Origin of the sequence: Mucilaginibacter metallidurans (assembly GCF_003286435.2) — a bacterium.
Lineage (GTDB): Bacteria > Bacteroidota > Bacteroidia > Sphingobacteriales > Sphingobacteriaceae > Mucilaginibacter > Mucilaginibacter gossypii.
This window is the reverse complement of sequence record NZ_CP043449.1, coordinates 7,490,417-7,508,321: the sequence shown is the minus strand read 5'-3', so window position 1 is coordinate 7,508,321 and position 17,905 is coordinate 7,490,417. Positions and strand designations below refer to the sequence as shown.

Below are 17,905 nucleotides of genomic sequence, written 5' to 3'. Positions count from 1 at the left end.
TCCGTAAGTCAGAAAGTTGGGGTACCTCTAAAATCGTCTTCACCATGAACCATCAACTATGAACTAAACCGCTACGAAGCAGGATATCTCCGTCGTAACAAAGCATAAAACTTATCGGCTGTTGACGCTTTACTTTCCCAGTTGTTTTTAACTACGTAGTTTGTTTTCAGGAAGCGTTCGGCTTCTTCAAAGGTGTTAAAACGGTTTACTATCTCAATAGCTTCACTATAGGCCAGGCTGTAACCATTAAACAGATCTTTTATATAAAGCAGCTTATCATTCAGGTTTATGGCCGATTTAAGATCGGTAACCGGCAGCTCGGCAGTGGTGCTTGCCGCGTTGTTAGCTTTCTCGGCCTTTTGGGCCATGATCCTTTGATTAAAGGTGAGTACCTGCTGGCTGCTACCTGTATCTGCCGAAGGGGCTGTAGCAACAACAGGCTCTGCTGCGGGTTTTACGGGCTCAATTACCGGCACGGGCTTTGGCTGTTCGGCTATGGGTATTACCTCCACCGGCTTTTCGGGAAGTTCACCAATCAGCTCTTCCTGCTCAAACCTGTCAGCTTCATCATCCCAGGTATCAGCCTCGTTTAAATTTAGTTCAAAGCTGCTTCCTTCAGGAATTTCCTGTTGAAATGAATAAGTATCTGTATCTTTTTCGGCAGCAATATTTATTTGCGGTTCGGGCGTTTCCTTTATTTCGGGAACCGTGTTGATCACTTCTATTTTTACCGGGTTAAACGGCACAGGGGCCGGTGGTTCAGCATCGCTGGTAAGTTCTATCTTATCAACCGGCACAGGGACGTGCTGTTGTACTACCGGTTCAAAAAAGCGCTGCTCATGCAAGGCTTCCTCCTTTGCAGGCGGAGCCGTTACCGGCACCGGAGCGGGAGGTAATACCAGGGTTACCGGTGTATGTTCTTCAGCTGCCGGCTGGTTTTTTTCTGCAAGCAGTGAAGGAGCTACCGTGCGCTCGTTGATGCGGCGCAATATTTCGGCATGGTCTTTTAAAAAATGGGCATTGGCTACAAAAAGTTCTAATTCAAGCTCGTTAAGTTCGCTGGGATCAGCTGCAAGGTAGTCGTATTGATCATTAAGCTCTTTTAAAATCCCACCTATCTTTTTAAATACATCCATTTGCTTCATGGCCTCAATGTTAGGAAAATGCTTACCAAAAATAGGATTAAATTCTGATATTTGCCGACTATAAAAGTCATAAATGGTATATCACGAAGAGGTTTTCAGGCGTAAAAGCGAAGTAGGCGGCAGTATTGAGGTTATCTGCGGATCAATGTTCTCGGGCAAAACCGAAGAGCTGATCAGGAGGCTTAACCGTGCCCGCATTGCCAAGCTTAAGGTTGAGATTTTTAGCCCTAAAGCCGATACCCGTTATGGCGAGGATGCCATCATTTCGCACAATGCCAGCAAAATAACTTCTACCCCGGTTGATAGCGCTTCGGCTATTTTACTGCTGGCCAGTGATGCCCATGTAATAGGTGTTGATGAAGCGCAATTTTTTGACGATGAACTCCCCGAGGTATGTACCGTACTGGCCAACCGCGGTGTACGTGTAATTGTAGCCGGTTTGGATATGGATTTTAAAGGCCGCCCATTTGGCTCAATGCCCAACATTATGGCCATTGCCGAGTCGGTAACCAAGCTGCAGGCCGTTTGCGTAAGGTGTGGTAATCCGGCCCAATACTCGTACCGCCTGGTACATGATAATTCAAAAATATTATTAGGCGAAAAGGAAAGCTATGAGCCCCGCTGCAGGGCATGCTATAATACCGTTGCGGGTTAACATTTAATTAAATAATATATTTTTTATTTAATACTATAACTAAAACAAATACCGGGTATTTGATTGTTATGTACTTAAACACAGCAGCTTCAAAAAGAAGGTGCTTTAATAAAGTATAAAGCAATCAAGCTTATGGCCAAAAAGGTTTTAGTTATAGAGGACGATAAAGATATCCGCGATACAGTAGTGTATGTGTTGGAGGAAGAAGGTTACGAAGTAATACAATCCGACAATGCCCGAATCCTGCGTACCCTTACTACTATTAACCCCGACCTTATTTTGCTTGATAACTGGCTTACCGATTGGAGCAGTGACGCCAACGGGCAGCAGCTAAGTAAAAGTATAAAAGACAATCCGGCTACCAGCCACATCCCCGTGATCATTATTTCGGCCGTGAGCAATATCAAAGAAATTGCCAAAGCCGGTAACGCCGATGGGTACCTTGCCAAGCCATTTGATCTGACATCACTTTCAGAGATCGTAAAAAAGCATATCAAGTAAGCAATCCTTATCAGTATAAATAAAACGGCCCTCCATTAATTTGAAGGGCCGTTTTGTTAGGCCTCACCTAAATCCTCTCCAAAAGGACAGAGCTTTGAAGGAATGCCGTTGAACACTTTAAGCACTCCCCCTCTCTGGAGAGATTTTGGAGCCGGGGCTATATTTTCACGCCAAACCCAATATTAAACGTACGCCCGTCGGCCGGTAAAATGCCCGGTCCGGGGTACATGTTAATACGGCGTGTAAAATATTTAGCGTTAAATAAGTTGTTCACATTGGCCGTGAGATGGTAGTTTTTTAGAAAACCATAATTGAAAGCCCAGTCGAACAAATGATACGCGGGTACTATACCGGTAGCGCCGGTGGCATTAAAAGCAGTATTATTGGCATCACTAAAGCTTTTCCCTACATAGCTGTATTGCAGTGTGCTGCTTACATGGCCGCTTAAAAACGTTAAACCTGCACGGTCTATGCAATCGGGAGTGCCTTCCAGGTTGTTATCCTTCAAACTTACATTTTTACCATTTTGATTGATAGAACCACTGGTGTAACGACCATGCGTGTACGATAGCGAGTTGAACACACGGAGATCACTCCCCGAAGATTTATCAAACGAGCGGATCAGCGAAACTTCGGTAAAGGCCTCAATACCTTTAGCCACGCCATTACCAATGTTGGTCATGTAAAGATGGGCTACGTTATTGGCATCAGTTTGGGTTAATGTACCTGCCCTGTTTCCGTAGTAAACGTAAAAAGCATTAACATCAAAACTAAATAATGTGCTGATATGACCGCGGTAACCCAGGTCGGCATCATAACCTTTGCTATCCTTGATGTTCGGATCGATAATGGTCAACTGGTCTGCCGGGGTAACGGCAGCATAAATATAAGGGCGGTAAGCCTGTGCAATATTACCGTAAAGCTGGTTTCCGCCGGCAAACTGGTATTGCAAACCAGTACCAAACAGCGGAAAGTTGCGATTATCCTTATACTTTACAGGCACCGTACGGTTTACAATAACACCCGAAGTAGTGGTATTGATCTGCTCAAAACGCATACCGGGGGTAACTGTAAATGCCTGAGTTACCTGGAACATATTTTCGGCAAAGGCTGCATAGTTTAAAGTATGCAATCTCAGGTCGATGCCATAATCTTTAACCAGGCGCAGGTCAAAATCAGATGCTGCCGTGCCTGTGCCTTTTTGCTTACGTTTGGTAGTTTCTTCAAAATACCTTATACCTGCGGTAAACGAGCTGCTGAGATTACCGAGTTTGTACGTATGCAGCAAGCGGGCTTCGGTAGTGAAACCGGCATAATAATCACGGTCGACCTGGCGCGGATTAAACGTTTTCAAACTTGTATTAACTGTATCAGGTATATTGGCCGTGTTAATGAACTGCACACTATTACGCTGACCAAACAGTACATGCGAGGTAACTTCCAGCCTGGTATTTTTATCAAACCGGTAATTGAACAACAATGCCGGGATATTAATTTCAGGATTAAAAAAATTACGCGCACGGGTCGACTGACGATTGTTTGCTTCAAATTGTGTGTCGGTTAAACCACCGGCTATTTGCTGCCTGTAGTCTGATCTTGAAAACTGGAAAGCTATGCTGCCCTGATCATTAAACTGGTATTTGAGGCTGGCGTAGTAAGCGCGGGAGTTAAAAGCGGCATCAGGCCGCCAGCCGTCGCCGGTACGGGCGGTGTAAAAAGCATAATAACTAACCTTACCCACTTTGCCGCCAATGGCGTTATACGAATTGAAAAACCTGTTTGAACCGGCCGATTGTTCGCTTTCAAAACCCAGCACCTTAGTACTGTCGCCTTCTTTAAGTTTGAAGTTAACCATGCCGCCAAACTGGCTGCCAAATTGCAATGCCGCCGAACCGCGCACTATCTGAATTTCGCTTACCGCCTGGAATGGCACATTATAATGATTTTCGGGATAGCCAAACATATCCGAGTTGGTGTTATAGCCATTTTGCCTGATGTTGGTTTCGATAGAGCGGTGGGTGTCCGTACCCCGGGTACCGATATTGAGCTGTAAACCGGCTCCGTCCATTTCCCAGATGTTAACGCCGGGAACTTTTGCAAAGGTCATACGGGCATTATTATTAACTAAATTTGCTTTTCCGGCGTCAAGAAAAATATCAAAGGTTTTTTTTCCGGCAAAAATGTTGATACCGGATACATTGGGCAAATGTTTTGGCCTGCTTTCTTTAATAATAACACTGTCAAGTTGCAGGGTATCTTTAACGCTTTTATGCTGTGCCCGGGCAAAGCCCGCGCAACACATAAATAGCACGGGTAATGAAATTTTATAAAGGGTATTCATTTATTCAAATAAAAAGATTTTGGGGGATGCTGCTCAGGCACAATAATGATGAACGGGCAATGCATACGCGCAGCGTATTACAGGCATATCAATGCGAGTTATCAAGATTGAGGGAACAAGTTAATTACCGGATATAATTTAGGCAAGTGCCACTTCCGGAGGCCGACCGCCGACAGATACAACACCGTCAGGTATACTGATATAGATAAATGTGCCGGGAGGCTGAACAAGCTCTGCCGGTTTTATAAAAGCGTATGAAATTTCAGGGTAATTATATTTAGCATCGCTGCCCAATTTTTTTTCTGATGATTCATGTGTGCGTTTGCTGATAGGCTTACTATATAGCTTTTTAGCGCAGATCACATTTTCATTCAGCAACCTGGTAGTTTCATAGTTGGGGATGCACTGCACGTACAGCGTATCGCGGGTAACCCTTAGTTTTACATAGTTGTACGAAACACCATCCAACTGTAACTGCCCCGAAACATTCACATAGCTGTCCCAATCATGTATAAAGGGCAGGTTTTGGCCAATCTTAATTTCAATGAGATCGCGCGAATCATATTTACCCCTGGCAATTTGCCGGGCAATTACTTTGTTTAATCTGTTAAAAAAATACTGATTAAGCGCCATGTACCCCAGCAAATTGAGCATATGGGTAACTAACATTACAATGGCAAAGGTCTTTTTCAATCAATAATCAGTCTAAACAACAGCAATGCTACACAAATTTTAGGGATATAATAGGTCATATATTAAAAAAAATAAACTCAAAGTAATTAATTCTGAATACTTTTTGGAGTTTTCTTTATTTTTATTTGGATTTATTCTAAATAACGTATTTCTTTGTTGCTGTTAATACACTATGCGCAAAACAGGAAGTCGCAAGCCCATTAACAATTATTTGATTATTAATGCTTAAAATATAAAGTCCTGTTCTGTAGTTTAATTGTTTATATCAAACATTTAATCAGCAGAGCAGGCACCAATTCATTTTTAATTACCGGAATTTATGTGCGATGCTAAAATACTCAGCCAAAAGGGAACATCGGTAGTAAGCCGTTGCTCCGAATGCCAATGCCTATTTATATGGCACCATAACCTGATCCTTAGCTTTACACCCGATCAATTTATCCAGTTTAAAAATTTCGCTATCGATCTTGATTTCGGTGATCATTCTTTCCCATTTCCCGACGGACAGGAGCGCGTGGTGATGCGTACACCGGTCAATGATATCCAGCTTACCTTTACTGTTGATGAATGGGAAGACTTTCACGTTGCGATGGATGAAGCCATTTACATGCAGGAGATTTATGCACTGGTTGATGGCGGTAAATAAATCTCAGGAATTACTATAATTATATAGCTGAAAGCAGAATGTACAGAGCCAAAAGTTAATTCAGCTGAACAAATTAACAGATTCTATATAAAATAAATTCCTTAACCTGCAGAAAATGTACCTCACGGTTAAAGATCGCGTTACCATAATACAATAACTACCCTGCAAAATGAAAGATATCCCTGTACACCAGCTACATGAACGAACAAATTCGGGATTTGAGATCAGGCACTTTGAAAGCGGCGAAGATTCAAAAAAAGTGCCGATGGGCGCCCATCGCGACGATCACTACCTGTTTTTTTTGATTGAAAACGGATCAGCATCGCTGATGATAGATTTTAACGAAGTTCATTTTTGCCAAAACACATTTTATTATATTCTGCCGGGGCAGGTACATCACCGGATAAATAATGCACTTGCCGGTGGCTGGTATGTAGCCATCGATTCACAGCATATTCCGGCCGACTTCCGCAATATTTTTGAAAACCAGCTTTTTTTGCAACAGCCTTATCAACTCAACGATATTGAATTAAAGCAATACCAGCAGCTCCTTTGCCTGTTACGTGAAAAAAACAGTGAGGATGATAACAGCGCTTTCTTTTTGCCGGTTTTGCAATCGCTCATACAATCATTTACCGGCATGGCAGCAGCCACTTTCAGTAATGTTTATACGCCCGAAAAGCAGCTTTCAAGGCCGGCACAAATTTCACATCAGTTTAAAAAGTTGTTGTTGAGGCATGTACGCACAATTAAAGGCCCTTCGGCATACGCCGGTATGCTTAATGTTTCCGAATCATATCTTAACGAGGTTTTAAAGAAAACCACCGGTTTCCCGGTAAGTTACTGGATAACTCAGGAAGTAATGCTGGAAGCAAAAAGATTACTGTATTACAGCGGCCTCAACGTAAAGGAGATTGCGCATGCACTGGGCTATGATGACCATACCTATTTTTCCCGGCTGTTTAAAAAAGCGGCATGCATCACCCCACTTGAGTTCAGGGACAAACACCGTAAATAATCCAATATTTACCCCGAAATTACTATTTCAGGAGGCTAAAATTCAATGTTTCTTTGTAGTATTAAAACACTACACCATGGAAACATCCACTCTTCATAAATTAAAAAGAAAGGCTGGCAGCTTGTTTGAAAACCAACTTTTACAAAGCGGCAGGGTGCTTGAAGTAAGGCACTGGGAGCCGTCGACCATGATTGAGATCGACCTGCACTTACCACAGGCCGATATGCAAAACTGGCACGAAATACCCTACATAAAAATAAAAGTTGATAACCTCACCTACCGCGATTATACCCCAGCCGGCTGGGATGCCGAAACCAGCACCTGCACCCTGTATATTGATGCAGCCCATAGCGGCCCCGGCAGTAAATGGGCTAAACAACTTCAAAAAAACGATATCGTACGCTATTTAAAAATCCGTTCTACCCGGCACGCACCGGCCGGCACCCCGGCCATAATAGGCCTTGGCGATGAAAGCAGCATGGGGCATATGCTGGCCTTACAGCAAATGGTATTACCCGCAACGCGTTTTTCGGGCGCTATAGTTATGGCCGATGAAAATCACAGGGGTTTATTTGGCGAATATTTCAAATCGCCGTTAAAGCCTATTGAACGTAATGATGTATACGGCCACCACAGCCTCATCCAGTGGGTAATGGAACAACAGTATAACCTGGAACACTCGGTATTTTACATTGCCGGCAACCATACCATGGTAGGCGAATTACGCAAATTGTTAAAACTGCAGGGGTACCCGTCAAGCCAGATCAGGATACAGGGTTTTTGGTCGTAGAAGCTTGTTTAAAAGCGCTTCTCCCTTACCTGAAACTCGTTCACCGACATTTTATGCCGTTTCACCTAAAATAACTGTTCAACAATGAGCTAACGGCACATCTTTGCGGCAAATAACATTATTATGAAAACATTTTACAATCCACTTATAGCTGTGATGATCTCCCTGCAGGAGCGTACGGTAACCGTTATCCAGGCTCTGGCTAACCTCATCAGTTGATATATTCATCTGCCTATGAAAAACAAAGCCGCTTTGCAAGATTGCAAAGCGGCTTTTTAATATTCAAAATTTATTTAAAACCTCAATTAGTCGACTATTTTAATTTTGACGTTTGTTCCATTGGGCAGATCTTTAATTTGCTCACCAATAATACCGGTGAATTCGAAATGAATTTTAACAGCGACAGGCTTAAGATTGTTAACTGTATATTCTCCTCCTAAAACCGGCATTTTCTTATAGCTGTAAACCTGGTGATCACCTAAATAAATACAGGCATCTTCAAGTTCCTTTAACAATTGAGGCATGAACCAGTTATCCACTTTTTCATCGTCATTTAAAAAACTGTAAAACTCTTGTTTATTATCAGCAACTTTCGATAAATCACACATATCCGTTGCAAGCCAGTAAATACAGTCATCATATCCTATAAAGAACAGATCGCCGAGCTTTGATATCATTAAAATTTCCTTAAAATCTTTTATCAACCATAACCAGGTATCCATTAAGCCGGCAGCATTTATACCGTTTAAATTTATTATAAGCTCATCTAAATAGTAATCCATATAAGTTAAATTGTTAACACCTACTCTCAAAGTTAATATCCTTCTGAGGTTTTTGCTTTTTACTCTCCAAAGTTTTACCGACGATATCACTTTTTTACCGGTATTTCTCCGATGTTTTACTGCCGTTCACCGATAACCGCACTTGCTTCGCCTAATAAACCTAACGGCAGGGTGCCTTTTGTGTGCAATTTTGGATCACTAAACAACAACAAATAAATGCCATGAAAACTTTACTTGCAATTCAATTGATCCATTTAGTTATGAAAGCCGCGGAACATGCCGTTGTTATCGTTCATTCTATAGGTCATTTAATAAAATAATGTCCCGGCACCCCGAGGGGTGGTTATTTCATCTTTGATAAATCAATAACCCAAAACGCATGTTATCTTAAAAAGGTACAGCGTATGAAAAAAGGAGATGAAGTAACCTGGAAATGGGGAAAATCCCAAGCTGAAGGCCATATCGTTAAAAAGCATGATAAGCCGGTAAGCAAAACTATAAAAGGCGCAAAAGTTAAACGCAACGCCAGCAAACAAGAGCCGGCTTATGAAATTGAACAGAAAAACGGCAGCAAAGTGCTGAAATCTGAAAGCGAAATAAGCAAGAAACGTTAAACCTTTGCACATGAAATTAAAAGCCTGAATGATAAGCATTCGGGCTTTTTTGCTTAATACTTCTACGCAACCTATATTAAATTATAAAAAACGTCATTGCGAGGAACGAAGCAATCCCCTACTTACAGAGAGGCTATTTAAACTTGCCATATATAGTCACCTTACGCTGGTTTGTAACGAGCGCTTAATATGGTTTGGCGATTGTATCGCCTTTGCGTTATAAACGCAAACCCGAGTTACGCACTCGTTACAAACCACAGGTGTTGGGAAGATTAAAGTTGCTTCGAAAACAAATAAAAACCATATCATTGCGAGCGTAGCGTGGCAATCTCGTAGCCAATGCATGTCCGATTTACATAGCTACGAGATTGCTTCGTCGTTCCTCCTCGCAATGACATAGCTTTTTACACTAATACTCCCTGTAATCCATCGTCTTCCCAACATCCATGGTTACAAACAAGCGTGAGATGACAATGACGTTTCTTAAAAAGCTCTGCTTTCACCGTAAAAATTGCGCACTTCGCCGAAAAACTCATGGTTATTTCATGAATGTGATGCATTTTTACCCTATGACAAAACAACCTATCATCACTGTAAACAACCTGGTAAAAAACTATGGCGATTTTGCAGCCGTTAAAGGCATTAGTTTTGAAGTTTACGAAGGCGAGATCTTCGGCCTGCTTGGCCCCAACGGTGCCGGTAAAACCACTACCCTCGAAATTATTGAAACCCTTCGCGATAAAACATCCGGCAGCATCATTGTTGATGGCTTCGACATTGAAACCGACGCTGATAGCATCAAAAAACGTATAGGCGTGCAGCTACAAGCCGCCGGTTATTACCCCAACCTCAACTTGTCGGAGTTGATCGTACTGTTTTCGGGCCTGTACGGTATCGACAAAACACCGATGGAGATGCTGGAAAAAGTTGCCCTTACCGATAAGGCAAAGGCTAAATATAAAGATCTTTCCGGGGGGCAAAAACAGCGTTTTTCTATCGCTACTACATTAATCAATAACCCAAGGATCATATTTCTGGATGAGCCCACAACCGGCCTCGACCCGCAGGCCCGCCGTAACCTTTGGGATTTGATCCGCGAGATCCGCGACCAGGGAACCACTGTAGTGATAACTACCCACTATATGGATGAAGCCGAAGTACTATGCGACCGTGTTGCCTTTGTCGACGGCGGCTACATCATCGGTATTGACACCCCCGACCATTTTATCGACGAGCTTGTAGCCACAGGCTTTGAACGCAAAAAGCAGGTAAAACTGGCCAACCTGGAGGATGTATTCATTAATTTAACCGGCAAGGAATGGCGGGAAGGATAGTGCAGTTGGCAGTTTTGAGTTTCCAGTTGCAGTAATTACAACACGCCTACATTCCCAATGCCATCGAGAGTGCTAAGCACCAATGAACTAATGAACCATTGAACTAATGAACAATAAATACAGCAATACAAAAGCAACCCTGGCCATTGCCAAAGCCAGTTTCCGGTCGATATTACGCAGCCCTTCGGCGGTGGTGTTTACACTGGCTTTCCCCTTGATATTTATCATTGTTTTTGCCAATATTGGGGGTGGCGGCATGTCGATAGATGTGGGCGTAGCCAAAGGCAGCGATACATCCGCCAATAACCCGGTTTACACTGCGCTTAAAAAAAACAAGATCATGCACCTTATCCATGATCAAACAGCTGATGAAATGAGCAAAAACCTGGCAAAAGGTAACCTTGATGCAATACTTGATCTTAAACCTTTTGCTCCACCAGCGTCAATGACCGTTCATGTACAGTACAGCCAGGCATCGGGCGATAAAGGAAGTGTATTAAAATCAGCCCTGAACAACATTTTTTATCGTATCCAGTCGGAAGAATTGAAGCGCATTCAGTCGTACACCACAGTTAAAGTCCCCAACCTGATCGACCTGAAAGAAGAAACCATAAGCGGCCGTCCGTATAAATATATCGACTTTATATTACCCGGACAATTGGGTTTTTCGTTGTTAAGCAGTGGTGTTTTTGGTACAGCTTTCGTATTTCTGAGCTTACGGTTAACATTGGTTATCAAACGCTTTTTTGCAACCCCGGTTAAACGTTACAGCATTGTTTTGGGCGAGGCTATTGCGAGGCTGGCCTTTTCCCTGTTAGGTTCGTTATTTATTATACTGGTCGGGCATTACATGTTTGGTTTTACGCTGATCCACGGTGTAACAACTGTATTAAATATGCTGGTACTTTCGGCCATCGGGTTGATCATTTTCATGGGATTCGGCTTTACTGTATCTGGCATCGCCAAAAACGAAAGTTCGGTGCCACCGCTTTCCAATATTATCACGCTGCCGCAGTTCCTGCTTTCGGGTACTTTTTTTTCAATCACCGCCTTTCCAAATTGGCTGCAATATATCAGCAAGGTGTTACCGCTAACCCATTTAAACGATGCTATGCGTAAAGTGGCTTTTGAGGGCGCGGGCTTAGGTGATGTTACACACCAGTTACTGATTCTTTTTGCCTGGTTTATCGGAATTTATGCGGTAGCGGTAAAAACGTTTAAGTGGGAATAGCAGGAAAGATGCAGGCATTTGAGATTTCCGAATAACCGCGCTTGATGCCTTTTTGCTTCGTACTACCCCAAATTTTAAAATCCAGACTTACGAAGTTTTAGAAACTTTGTAAGTCTCAACCATATTACCAACAGAATCCAAACCCAAACACTTAACATTACTTTAACATTAACGGTGTTAATATTAACATTAAGATAACATTTAGGAAATATATTTGCAGAAATAATCTCTGCAATGACAATCAAGTCCGTCAATTCCATCGCTTTAGTGCTCTTTTTATTAACTATATGTTCAATTACTGTTAAGGCGCAAGATTCAAAAGTAGGCACCTGGGGCATAGTAACCGTAGTTTTGCCGGGCGATAGTTCCCACAAATGGGGTGGTTATACCGAGTTTCAAACCCGTACTAATAATGTATTCAGCCAGTTTCAATACTATGAGGTAAAGGCTGGCGTAAGTTATGATATAGACAGAAACTTTACCGCGCTTTTAGGTACCGGCCGCTACACTACTTTTGATTATATGGATATTGGTAAAGGCCCTACAACTACCGAAACCCGTTTTTGGGAACAGATCACCAGCAACCAGTTCCTGTACCGCATAAAATTGGAACACCGCTATCGGGTAGAGCAGCGCTGGGTTAACGGCGATTACCGTAACCGTTTCCGCTATAGACTTAACGTATTTGTGCCTTTAAACAGTACCAAAATTGAAGCCAAAACCTGGTTCATTTCTGTTTTCGACGAAGTATTCCTTAATAATAAGGTACCTAACTTTGAACGTAATCGGATATCGGCCGCAGTAGGTTATCAGTTTGATAAATCGTGGATCTTACAGGCTGGCTGGATCAACCAATATAATTATTCGGCTGCCGCTAAAAGCGATAAGGACAATATTATGCTCATCCTGATGTACCGCATCCAGCGTAAAAATGCCGTGCAGCGTGAGCACGTCCCTACTACGAGCGATTAATCACTATTGAGTGGGATGATTACGTTGATTTTATTTCTGGGATTACACGGATTCTTTTTCTGATTACACCGATTTTTTTTAAACTGAATTACCCTCCCCCACGTTGTCGTGTCTCCACGGCAACCAAATTTCAAACCTTACATGTTGCCGTGCAGACACGGCAACCGGGGAAGCAAGGAAAGAAAAATCCTATAAATCATAAAAATCCACCCAAATCCCGGTTCAGACATCCGTTTTCATGAAAAAACCACTCATTCTATATTAATTTCATGTTAAATCGCATCATTAATTGCCTATAATCGTTACAAATACAAAATTTCAATTGCGTTTTCCTTATTTAGGCATTAACTTAGCCGCCGTTATTAATAGTATTCATTCAAACCACACTCTGACAATTCACTATGAGCATAATAATTGATGTGCATGCCCGCCAGATCTTAGATTCGCGCGGTAACCCTACTATTGAGGTAGAAGTTTTAACCGAGAACGGCGCATTTGGTCGCGCTGCTGTACCTTCAGGTGCATCAACCGGCGTTCACGAAGCTGTTGAGCTTCGCGATAACGACAAATCAAAATACATGGGCAAAGGCGTTTTAAAAGCCGTTGAAAATGTAAACGAAGTTTTGGCTCCTGAATTAAAAGGTATCGATGTGTTTGAACAAAATGCTATCGACGCTTTAATGATTGAAATTGACGGTACCGAAAACAAAGGTAAAATTGGTGCCAACGCTATATTAGGTGTTTCATTAGCCGTAGCTAAAGCTGCTGCCCAGGAAAGCCGCCAGCCTTTATACCGCTACATTGGTGGTGTAAACGCTAACACGCTGCCAATACCTATGATGAACATCGTTAACGGTGGTTCACACTCTGATGCCCCTATCGCTTTCCAGGAATTTATGATCATGCCGGTTGGCGCTCCTTCATTCTCTGAGGCTTTACGTTGGGGTACCGAAGTATTCCACAACCTGAAAAAAATCCTTCACGACCGCGGTTTGTCAACTGCAGTAGGTGATGAAGGTGGTTTTGCTCCAACTTTTGAAGGCACTGAAGATGGTGTTGAAACCATTTTAAAAGCTATTGAAAAAGCAGGGTACAAAGCCGGCGAAGATATCTTCATCGCTTTTGACTGTGCTGCGTCTGAATTTTACAAAGACGGTAAATACGACTATACTAAATTTGAAGGCGAAAAAGGTGCTATCCGCACCAGCGCTGAGCAGGCTGATTACCTTGCCGAATTAGTAGCAAAATATCCTGTTATCTCTATCGAAGACGGTATGGCCGAAGACGATTGGGAAGGCTGGAAAATCTTAACCGACAAAATTGGTAAAAAAGTACAGTTAGTAGGTGACGATTTGTTTGTAACCAACACTAAACGTTTACAAAGAGGTGTTAGCGAAGGTATTGCTAACTCAATCCTGGTAAAAGTAAACCAAATTGGTTCATTAACCGAAACTATCAATGCGGTTACTTTAGCTCAAACCAACGGCTTCACCTCAGTAATGAGCCACCGCTCTGGCGAAACTGAAGACTCAACCATTGCTGACCTTGCTGTTGCATTAAACTGCGGTCAAATCAAAACTGGTTCGGCTTCACGTTCAGACAGGATTGCTAAATACAACCAGTTATTACGTATCGAAGAAGAATTAGGCGCTAACGCTAAATTCATCGGTAAAGATTTCAAATACTTTAAAAAGTAATCTTTTGATAATAATATGGAAGGCCATCTGTGTAAAGCAGGTGGTCTTTTTTGTTTTAGCTAAAAAAAGAGGGCCGTCACCCTGAGCCCGTCGAAGGGTCGCGCGCAGAGGCCTACCCACATGCTTCGAGTACCTCAGCATGACACCCTGATAGATGTGCATTGTTATAGTTATCTATCTCAATCACCTATTTTTTTATACCTTTGCCTCCTGCAACTAAAGCCATATAATTAAACTAAGGCAACCACGTTATAATAACTTGTTAAAATAAACTAATGAACAAAAAAGGGATTTTGAGGATATTGGGTATAGTGCTGGTATTAGTTTTAAGCATCGGGCTTGACAGGGTTACTAAAATTTACGTTAGGGAGCATATTCACATCAGCGATAACATTTTTGTTATCAAAAACTTTTTCACCATTCTGCATGCCGAAAACACGGGAGCTTTTTTAAGTCTTGGCGATTCGCTGCAAAACCCATGGAAATTCATCCTGCTATCGTTGCTGCCTTTACTGGCCCTTGCCTTTGGCGTTTTTTATGTCATGTTAAAACCATCAATAGGCAAATTAACCACCACAGGCATAGTTTTGGTTATTGCCGGTGGTGCAGGTAATTTATACGACAGGATGCTATACGGCAGCGTAACTGACTTTATGCACATGAACTTCGGAATCTTCCAAACAGGCGTATTTAATGTGGCCGACGTATCCATTATGATAGGTATGGGCTTAATCCTGTTGGAATCATGGCAAAAAGACCGTAAGGCCAAAAAGGAACAAGGAACTCCTGATACCGAAACGCTGGCAGCCTAATCCGGTGCAGTTATTGCTCTTAAAAATTTCTTAACAATAAAAAGCGTATCTTTGCAGCTAATTACCCGTTCGCTTACGGTTTTGAGCCCAGCAAACTCTTCAGATCCGCTTATGCTTTCGCGTTAGCACATTATATATTACAAACAATCAGAATGTCATTCGAAAATTTAAATTTAATTGAGCCCATCCTCAAGGCTTTAAAAACAGAGGGATATACCACACCTACTCCAATACAGGCACAAGCCATTCCTATCATATTACAACACCGGGACTTATTGGGCTGTGCTCAAACCGGTACAGGCAAAACAGCGGCCTTTGCTATCCCCACCCTGCAATTATTACACCAGGACAGGATAGCCCACAAAGAGCAAAAAACCATTAAAGCATTGGTTTTAACCCCAACCCGCGAGCTTGCCCTTCAAATTGGCGAAAGTTTTACCAATTATGGCAAACATACCGGCCTTAAAAACCTGGTTATATTTGGTGGCGTATCACAAAACCCACAGGTTGATGCTTTGCGCCGCGGTGTTGATATTTTAGTGGCAACACCGGGCCGTTTGCTGGATTTAATGAACCAGCGTTATGTTCACCTGGAGCATGTTAAATTCCTGATACTGGATGAAGCCGACCGTATGTTAGATATGGGCTTTGTTAACGATGTTAAAAAGATCATAGCTAAAGTACCGGCAAAAAGGCAAACCCTGTTCTTTTCGGCCACTATGCCAAAAGAGATCCAGAGCCTGGCAGATAGTATACTGAATAATCCCGAAAAGGTTGAAGTTACCCCGGTTTCATCAACTGCGGATACCATTCAGCAAGCAGTTTATTATGTGGATAAGGGAAATAAAAAATCATTGCTGATCCATATCCTGAAAGATAAAAGCATTAAAACCGTTTTGGTATTTACCCGTACCAAACATGGCGCCGATAAAGTGGTTAAAGACCTGAACCGTGTAGGTATCACTGCCGAAGCCATTCACGGCAACAAATCACAAAATGCAAGGCAGCGTGCTTTAACTAACTTTAAAAACCGCACAACCCGAGTATTAATAGCTACAGATATCGCTGCCCGTGGTATTGATATTGATGACCTTACCCATGTTATCAACTATGAGTTGCCAAACGTACCCGAAACTTATGTACACCGTATTGGCCGTACGGGCCGGGCTGGTGCCAATGGCATAGCATTTTCATTTTGCGATGCTGAAGAGCTGGAATTTTTGAAAGATATCCACAAGCTAATAGCCAAACAAATTCCGATTGAGGAAGGTCATCCATACCCGCTTAGTCCAGCAGCTATGGCAGCTAAAATAAACGAAGCGCCTAAAAAAGGTGGCTCCGGCGGCGGCCAGCGTGGCGGCGGTGGCGGCCGGGGCGGCCACCGCAGGTCAGGAGGTGGCGGCAATAACCGTCCGGGCGGTAACGGCCGCTCAGGCGGCAATAAAAGATCAGGCGGCAGCCGTTCAGAGGCTGGTCGCGGCGGGGCCAGCGGTATGAGTGGAGCTAAAAGAGGATAAATATTAAGTTGATTAAGTGAATGATTGATTAAGTGAGTAGTTATAATCTCCGAAAACCAACCACTCACATAATCAACTCAATCAACCATTCACCGCAAAAAACTTTCCTGTTAATAAGTTAATAAGCATATTTGTAACGGTCGAAAAAATTAAATAGCTTTAAATGAAAATTATCCAGCCGGTATCAATGAAACGCCTTATAGATCTTTTCAAGAACAAGTTTTTCCTGGTTACCATTGCTTTTGTGGTGTGGATGATATTTTTTGACAGGAACGATCTTTTTTCGCAATACCAATACCACCAGCAGGTTAAAAAACTAAGGCTCGAGCGCGATTTCTACAAAGCCCAAACCGACCAGGTGACCAAAGAGCTTAAAGAATTGACCACCAACCCCAGCAAATGGAAAAATTTGCCCGTGAAAAGTACCTCATGAAAAAAGCCAATGAGGATGTTTACGTGGTGGTGCCGGAGACGAAGGAGAAGTAAGAAAATGCAAAAAAGCTGGGTCTTGTGCGATTCCCTCCCTTGGGAGGGTGAAGGGAGGGGTTTATACGTCAATCCAACAAATTACTATCAAATCCTTTAGGTAACTTAATAGAAGAATCGTCCTTCAAAATAGTTATTACCGTTCCCTCAATAGCTCTCAACACATTATCCAAGTCCTCTTTCACGTCTGCTTCAGCAAATCTCAAAAACCGGACACCGAAGCTTTCTAATTTCGCTTGCCTGACATCATCCTTAATCAAAACATCTTCATAATTATGATACCGCCCATCTACTTCAATTGCCAGCATTAGTTCCTTGCAATAAAAGTCGACTATATAATTATCCATACAACGCTGACGATCAAAGTCGAAACCCAGTAGCTTATTTTCTTTTAACTCATTCCATAGGAGAACCTCGCCAAAAGTCATCTCTTTTCGAAGTTTTCTGGCGATTGCTTTTAGTTTGGGGTTGTATGGGATGATTTTAACCATTTTTTTATCGTTTTATGATAATTATTCGAGTCTTTTTAATTCCCTCCCTTGGGAGGGTGCGGTGGGATTGCGCATTGGCAGGGAGGGTTATACGCTATTGCAATGACCTTACATCTCGCTGAAACCCTCCCTTCACCCTCCCGGGGGAGGGAATCGCACATCCCAGGCTTTTTACCTATC

General features: G+C 42.5%; 18 protein-coding genes. 13 read left to right on the top strand and 5 right to left on the bottom strand.

Translation table 11 applies throughout. The features are described from left to right. Positions 1 to 71: 71 nt before the first annotated feature. On the bottom strand, positions 72 to 1,145 hold the full coding sequence (locus tag DIU38_RS32605) for a hypothetical protein (protein ID WP_112652733.1): 1,074 nt from the start codon (positions 1,143 to 1,145) through the stop codon (positions 72 to 74). 73 nt (positions 1,146 to 1,218) lie between these two features. Between DIU38_RS32605 and DIU38_RS32600 the strand changes: the two genes are divergently transcribed. Both DIU38_RS32600 and DIU38_RS32595 read left to right on the top strand, forming a co-directional pair. Continuing rightward, a complete protein-coding gene (locus DIU38_RS32600) occupies positions 1,219 to 1,800 on the top strand; it encodes a thymidine kinase (protein ID WP_090528965.1) in 582 nt (193 codons plus the stop codon). A 132-nt stretch (positions 1,801 to 1,932) separates the two neighbouring features. Continuing rightward, complete coding sequence (locus tag DIU38_RS32595) at positions 1,933 to 2,301, top strand: response regulator (protein WP_112652732.1); 369 nt, start codon at positions 1,933 to 1,935, stop codon at positions 2,299 to 2,301. Between the two features lie 157 nt (positions 2,302 to 2,458). Here DIU38_RS32595 and DIU38_RS32590 read toward each other — a convergent pair whose 3' ends face one another. Both DIU38_RS32590 and DIU38_RS32585 read right to left on the bottom strand, forming a co-directional pair. Continuing rightward, the gene (locus DIU38_RS32590; RefSeq protein WP_112652731.1) at positions 2,459 to 4,642 is read right to left on the bottom strand and encodes a TonB-dependent receptor family protein; all 2,184 of its coding nucleotides are present in this window, start codon (positions 4,640 to 4,642) and stop codon (positions 2,459 to 2,461) included. 138 nt (positions 4,643 to 4,780) lie between these two features. Continuing rightward, the gene (locus DIU38_RS32585; RefSeq protein WP_112652730.1) at positions 4,781 to 5,335 is read right to left on the bottom strand and encodes a hypothetical protein; all 555 of its coding nucleotides are present in this window, start codon (positions 5,333 to 5,335) and stop codon (positions 4,781 to 4,783) included. A 319-nt stretch (positions 5,336 to 5,654) separates the two neighbouring features. Between DIU38_RS32585 and DIU38_RS32580 the strand changes: the two genes are divergently transcribed. The 3 genes from DIU38_RS32580 (at position 5,655) to DIU38_RS32570 (ending at position 7,789) form a co-directional block, all read left to right on the top strand. After that, on the top strand, positions 5,655 to 5,981 hold the full coding sequence (locus DIU38_RS32580) for a DUF6686 family protein (protein WP_090528970.1): 327 nt from the start codon (positions 5,655 to 5,657) through the stop codon (positions 5,979 to 5,981). 169 nt (positions 5,982 to 6,150) lie between these two features. Then, entirely contained in the window at positions 6,151 to 6,999 is an 849-nt protein-coding gene (locus DIU38_RS32575) for a helix-turn-helix domain-containing protein (RefSeq protein WP_112652729.1), read from the top strand. A gap of 76 nt (positions 7,000 to 7,075) precedes the next feature. Then, positions 7,076 to 7,789: an SIP domain-containing protein gene (locus DIU38_RS32570; RefSeq protein WP_112652728.1), complete on the top strand. Its 714-nt coding sequence runs from the start codon at positions 7,076 to 7,078 to the stop codon at positions 7,787 to 7,789. A gap of 305 nt (positions 7,790 to 8,094) precedes the next feature. Here DIU38_RS32570 and DIU38_RS32565 read toward each other — a convergent pair whose 3' ends face one another. After that, positions 8,095 to 8,571: a T6SS immunity protein Tdi1 domain-containing protein gene (locus DIU38_RS32565; protein ID WP_112652727.1), complete on the bottom strand. Its 477-nt coding sequence runs from the start codon at positions 8,569 to 8,571 to the stop codon at positions 8,095 to 8,097. A 404-nt stretch (positions 8,572 to 8,975) separates the two neighbouring features. Between DIU38_RS32565 and DIU38_RS32560 the strand changes: the two genes are divergently transcribed. The 8 genes from DIU38_RS32560 to DIU38_RS32525 all read left to right on the top strand — a co-directional run bounded on the left by DIU38_RS32560 (position 8,976) and on the right by DIU38_RS32525 (position 17,181). Further along, positions 8,976 to 9,185, top strand: a complete 210-nt coding sequence (locus DIU38_RS32560; protein WP_112652726.1) for a hypervirulence associated TUDOR domain-containing protein — start codon at positions 8,976 to 8,978, stop codon at positions 9,183 to 9,185. A gap of 569 nt (positions 9,186 to 9,754) precedes the next feature. After that, the gene (locus tag DIU38_RS32555; protein WP_091165640.1) at positions 9,755 to 10,519 is read left to right on the top strand and encodes an ABC transporter ATP-binding protein; all 765 of its coding nucleotides are present in this window, start codon (positions 9,755 to 9,757) and stop codon (positions 10,517 to 10,519) included. A 106-nt stretch (positions 10,520 to 10,625) separates the two neighbouring features. After that, the gene (locus DIU38_RS32550; protein ID WP_090528984.1) at positions 10,626 to 11,750 is read left to right on the top strand and encodes an ABC transporter permease; all 1,125 of its coding nucleotides are present in this window, start codon (positions 10,626 to 10,628) and stop codon (positions 11,748 to 11,750) included. Between the two features lie 234 nt (positions 11,751 to 11,984). After that, positions 11,985 to 12,722 carry a DUF2490 domain-containing protein gene (locus DIU38_RS32545; protein ID WP_112657912.1) on the top strand — a complete coding sequence of 246 codons (738 nt, stop codon included), beginning with the start codon at positions 11,985 to 11,987 and terminating at the stop codon, positions 12,720 to 12,722. A 401-nt stretch (positions 12,723 to 13,123) separates the two neighbouring features. Next, positions 13,124 to 14,419, top strand: coding sequence for a phosphopyruvate hydratase (gene eno / locus DIU38_RS32540; protein ID WP_090528991.1), 1,296 nt, complete (start codon positions 13,124 to 13,126; stop codon positions 14,417 to 14,419). 275 nt (positions 14,420 to 14,694) lie between these two features. Then, entirely contained in the window at positions 14,695 to 15,231 is a 537-nt protein-coding gene (lspA, locus tag DIU38_RS32535) for a signal peptidase II (RefSeq protein ID WP_090528994.1), read from the top strand. Positions 15,232 to 15,383: 152 nt separating this feature from the next. Continuing rightward, on the top strand, positions 15,384 to 16,748 hold the full coding sequence (locus DIU38_RS32530; protein WP_112657910.1) for a DEAD/DEAH box helicase: 1,365 nt from the start codon (positions 15,384 to 15,386) through the stop codon (positions 16,746 to 16,748). Positions 16,749 to 16,911: 163 nt separating this feature from the next. Continuing rightward, positions 16,912 to 17,181: a septum formation initiator family protein gene (locus DIU38_RS32525; protein WP_317132416.1), complete on the top strand. Its 270-nt coding sequence runs from the start codon at positions 16,912 to 16,914 to the stop codon at positions 17,179 to 17,181. Between the two features lie 121 nt (positions 17,182 to 17,302). Here DIU38_RS32525 and DIU38_RS32520 read toward each other — a convergent pair whose 3' ends face one another. Then, complete coding sequence (locus DIU38_RS32520; protein WP_112657908.1) at positions 17,303 to 17,725, bottom strand: endonuclease domain-containing protein; 423 nt, start codon at positions 17,723 to 17,725, stop codon at positions 17,303 to 17,305. Positions 17,726 to 17,905: the final 180 nt, after the last annotated feature.

What these genes read in the sequence shown, in the direction of transcription:
- DIU38_RS32605 (WP_112652733.1), bottom strand. Translation starts at nt 1,145, where the DNA reads ATGAAGCAAATGGATGTATTTAAAAAGATAGGTGGGATTTTAAAAGAG.
- DIU38_RS32600 (WP_090528965.1), top strand. Translation starts at nt 1,219, where the DNA reads ATGGTATATCACGAAGAGGTTTTCAGGCGTAAAAGCGAAGTAGGCGGC.
- DIU38_RS32595 (WP_112652732.1), top strand. Translation starts at nt 1,933, where the DNA reads ATGGCCAAAAAGGTTTTAGTTATAGAGGACGATAAAGATATCCGCGAT.
- DIU38_RS32590 (WP_112652731.1), bottom strand. Translation starts at nt 4,642, where the DNA reads ATGAATACCCTTTATAAAATTTCATTACCCGTGCTATTTATGTGTTGC.
- DIU38_RS32580 (WP_090528970.1), top strand. Translation starts at nt 5,655, where the DNA reads ATGTGCGATGCTAAAATACTCAGCCAAAAGGGAACATCGGTAGTAAGC.
- DIU38_RS32575 (WP_112652729.1), top strand. Translation starts at nt 6,151, where the DNA reads ATGAAAGATATCCCTGTACACCAGCTACATGAACGAACAAATTCGGGA.
- DIU38_RS32570 (WP_112652728.1), top strand. Translation starts at nt 7,076, where the DNA reads ATGGAAACATCCACTCTTCATAAATTAAAAAGAAAGGCTGGCAGCTTG.
- DIU38_RS32565 (WP_112652727.1), bottom strand. Translation starts at nt 8,571, where the DNA reads ATGGATTACTATTTAGATGAGCTTATAATAAATTTAAACGGTATAAAT.
- DIU38_RS32560 (WP_112652726.1), top strand. Translation starts at nt 8,976, where the DNA reads ATGAAAAAAGGAGATGAAGTAACCTGGAAATGGGGAAAATCCCAAGCT.
- DIU38_RS32555 (WP_091165640.1), top strand. Translation starts at nt 9,755, where the DNA reads ATGACAAAACAACCTATCATCACTGTAAACAACCTGGTAAAAAACTAT.
- DIU38_RS32550 (WP_090528984.1), top strand. Translation starts at nt 10,626, where the DNA reads ATGAACAATAAATACAGCAATACAAAAGCAACCCTGGCCATTGCCAAA.
- DIU38_RS32545 (WP_112657912.1), top strand. Translation starts at nt 11,985, where the DNA reads ATGACAATCAAGTCCGTCAATTCCATCGCTTTAGTGCTCTTTTTATTA.
- eno (WP_090528991.1), top strand. Translation starts at nt 13,124, where the DNA reads ATGAGCATAATAATTGATGTGCATGCCCGCCAGATCTTAGATTCGCGC.
- lspA (WP_090528994.1), top strand. Translation starts at nt 14,695, where the DNA reads ATGAACAAAAAAGGGATTTTGAGGATATTGGGTATAGTGCTGGTATTA.
- DIU38_RS32530 (WP_112657910.1), top strand. Translation starts at nt 15,384, where the DNA reads ATGTCATTCGAAAATTTAAATTTAATTGAGCCCATCCTCAAGGCTTTA.
- DIU38_RS32525 (WP_317132416.1), top strand. Translation starts at nt 16,912, where the DNA reads ATGAAAATTATCCAGCCGGTATCAATGAAACGCCTTATAGATCTTTTC.
- DIU38_RS32520 (WP_112657908.1), bottom strand. Translation starts at nt 17,725, where the DNA reads ATGGTTAAAATCATCCCATACAACCCCAAACTAAAAGCAATCGCCAGA.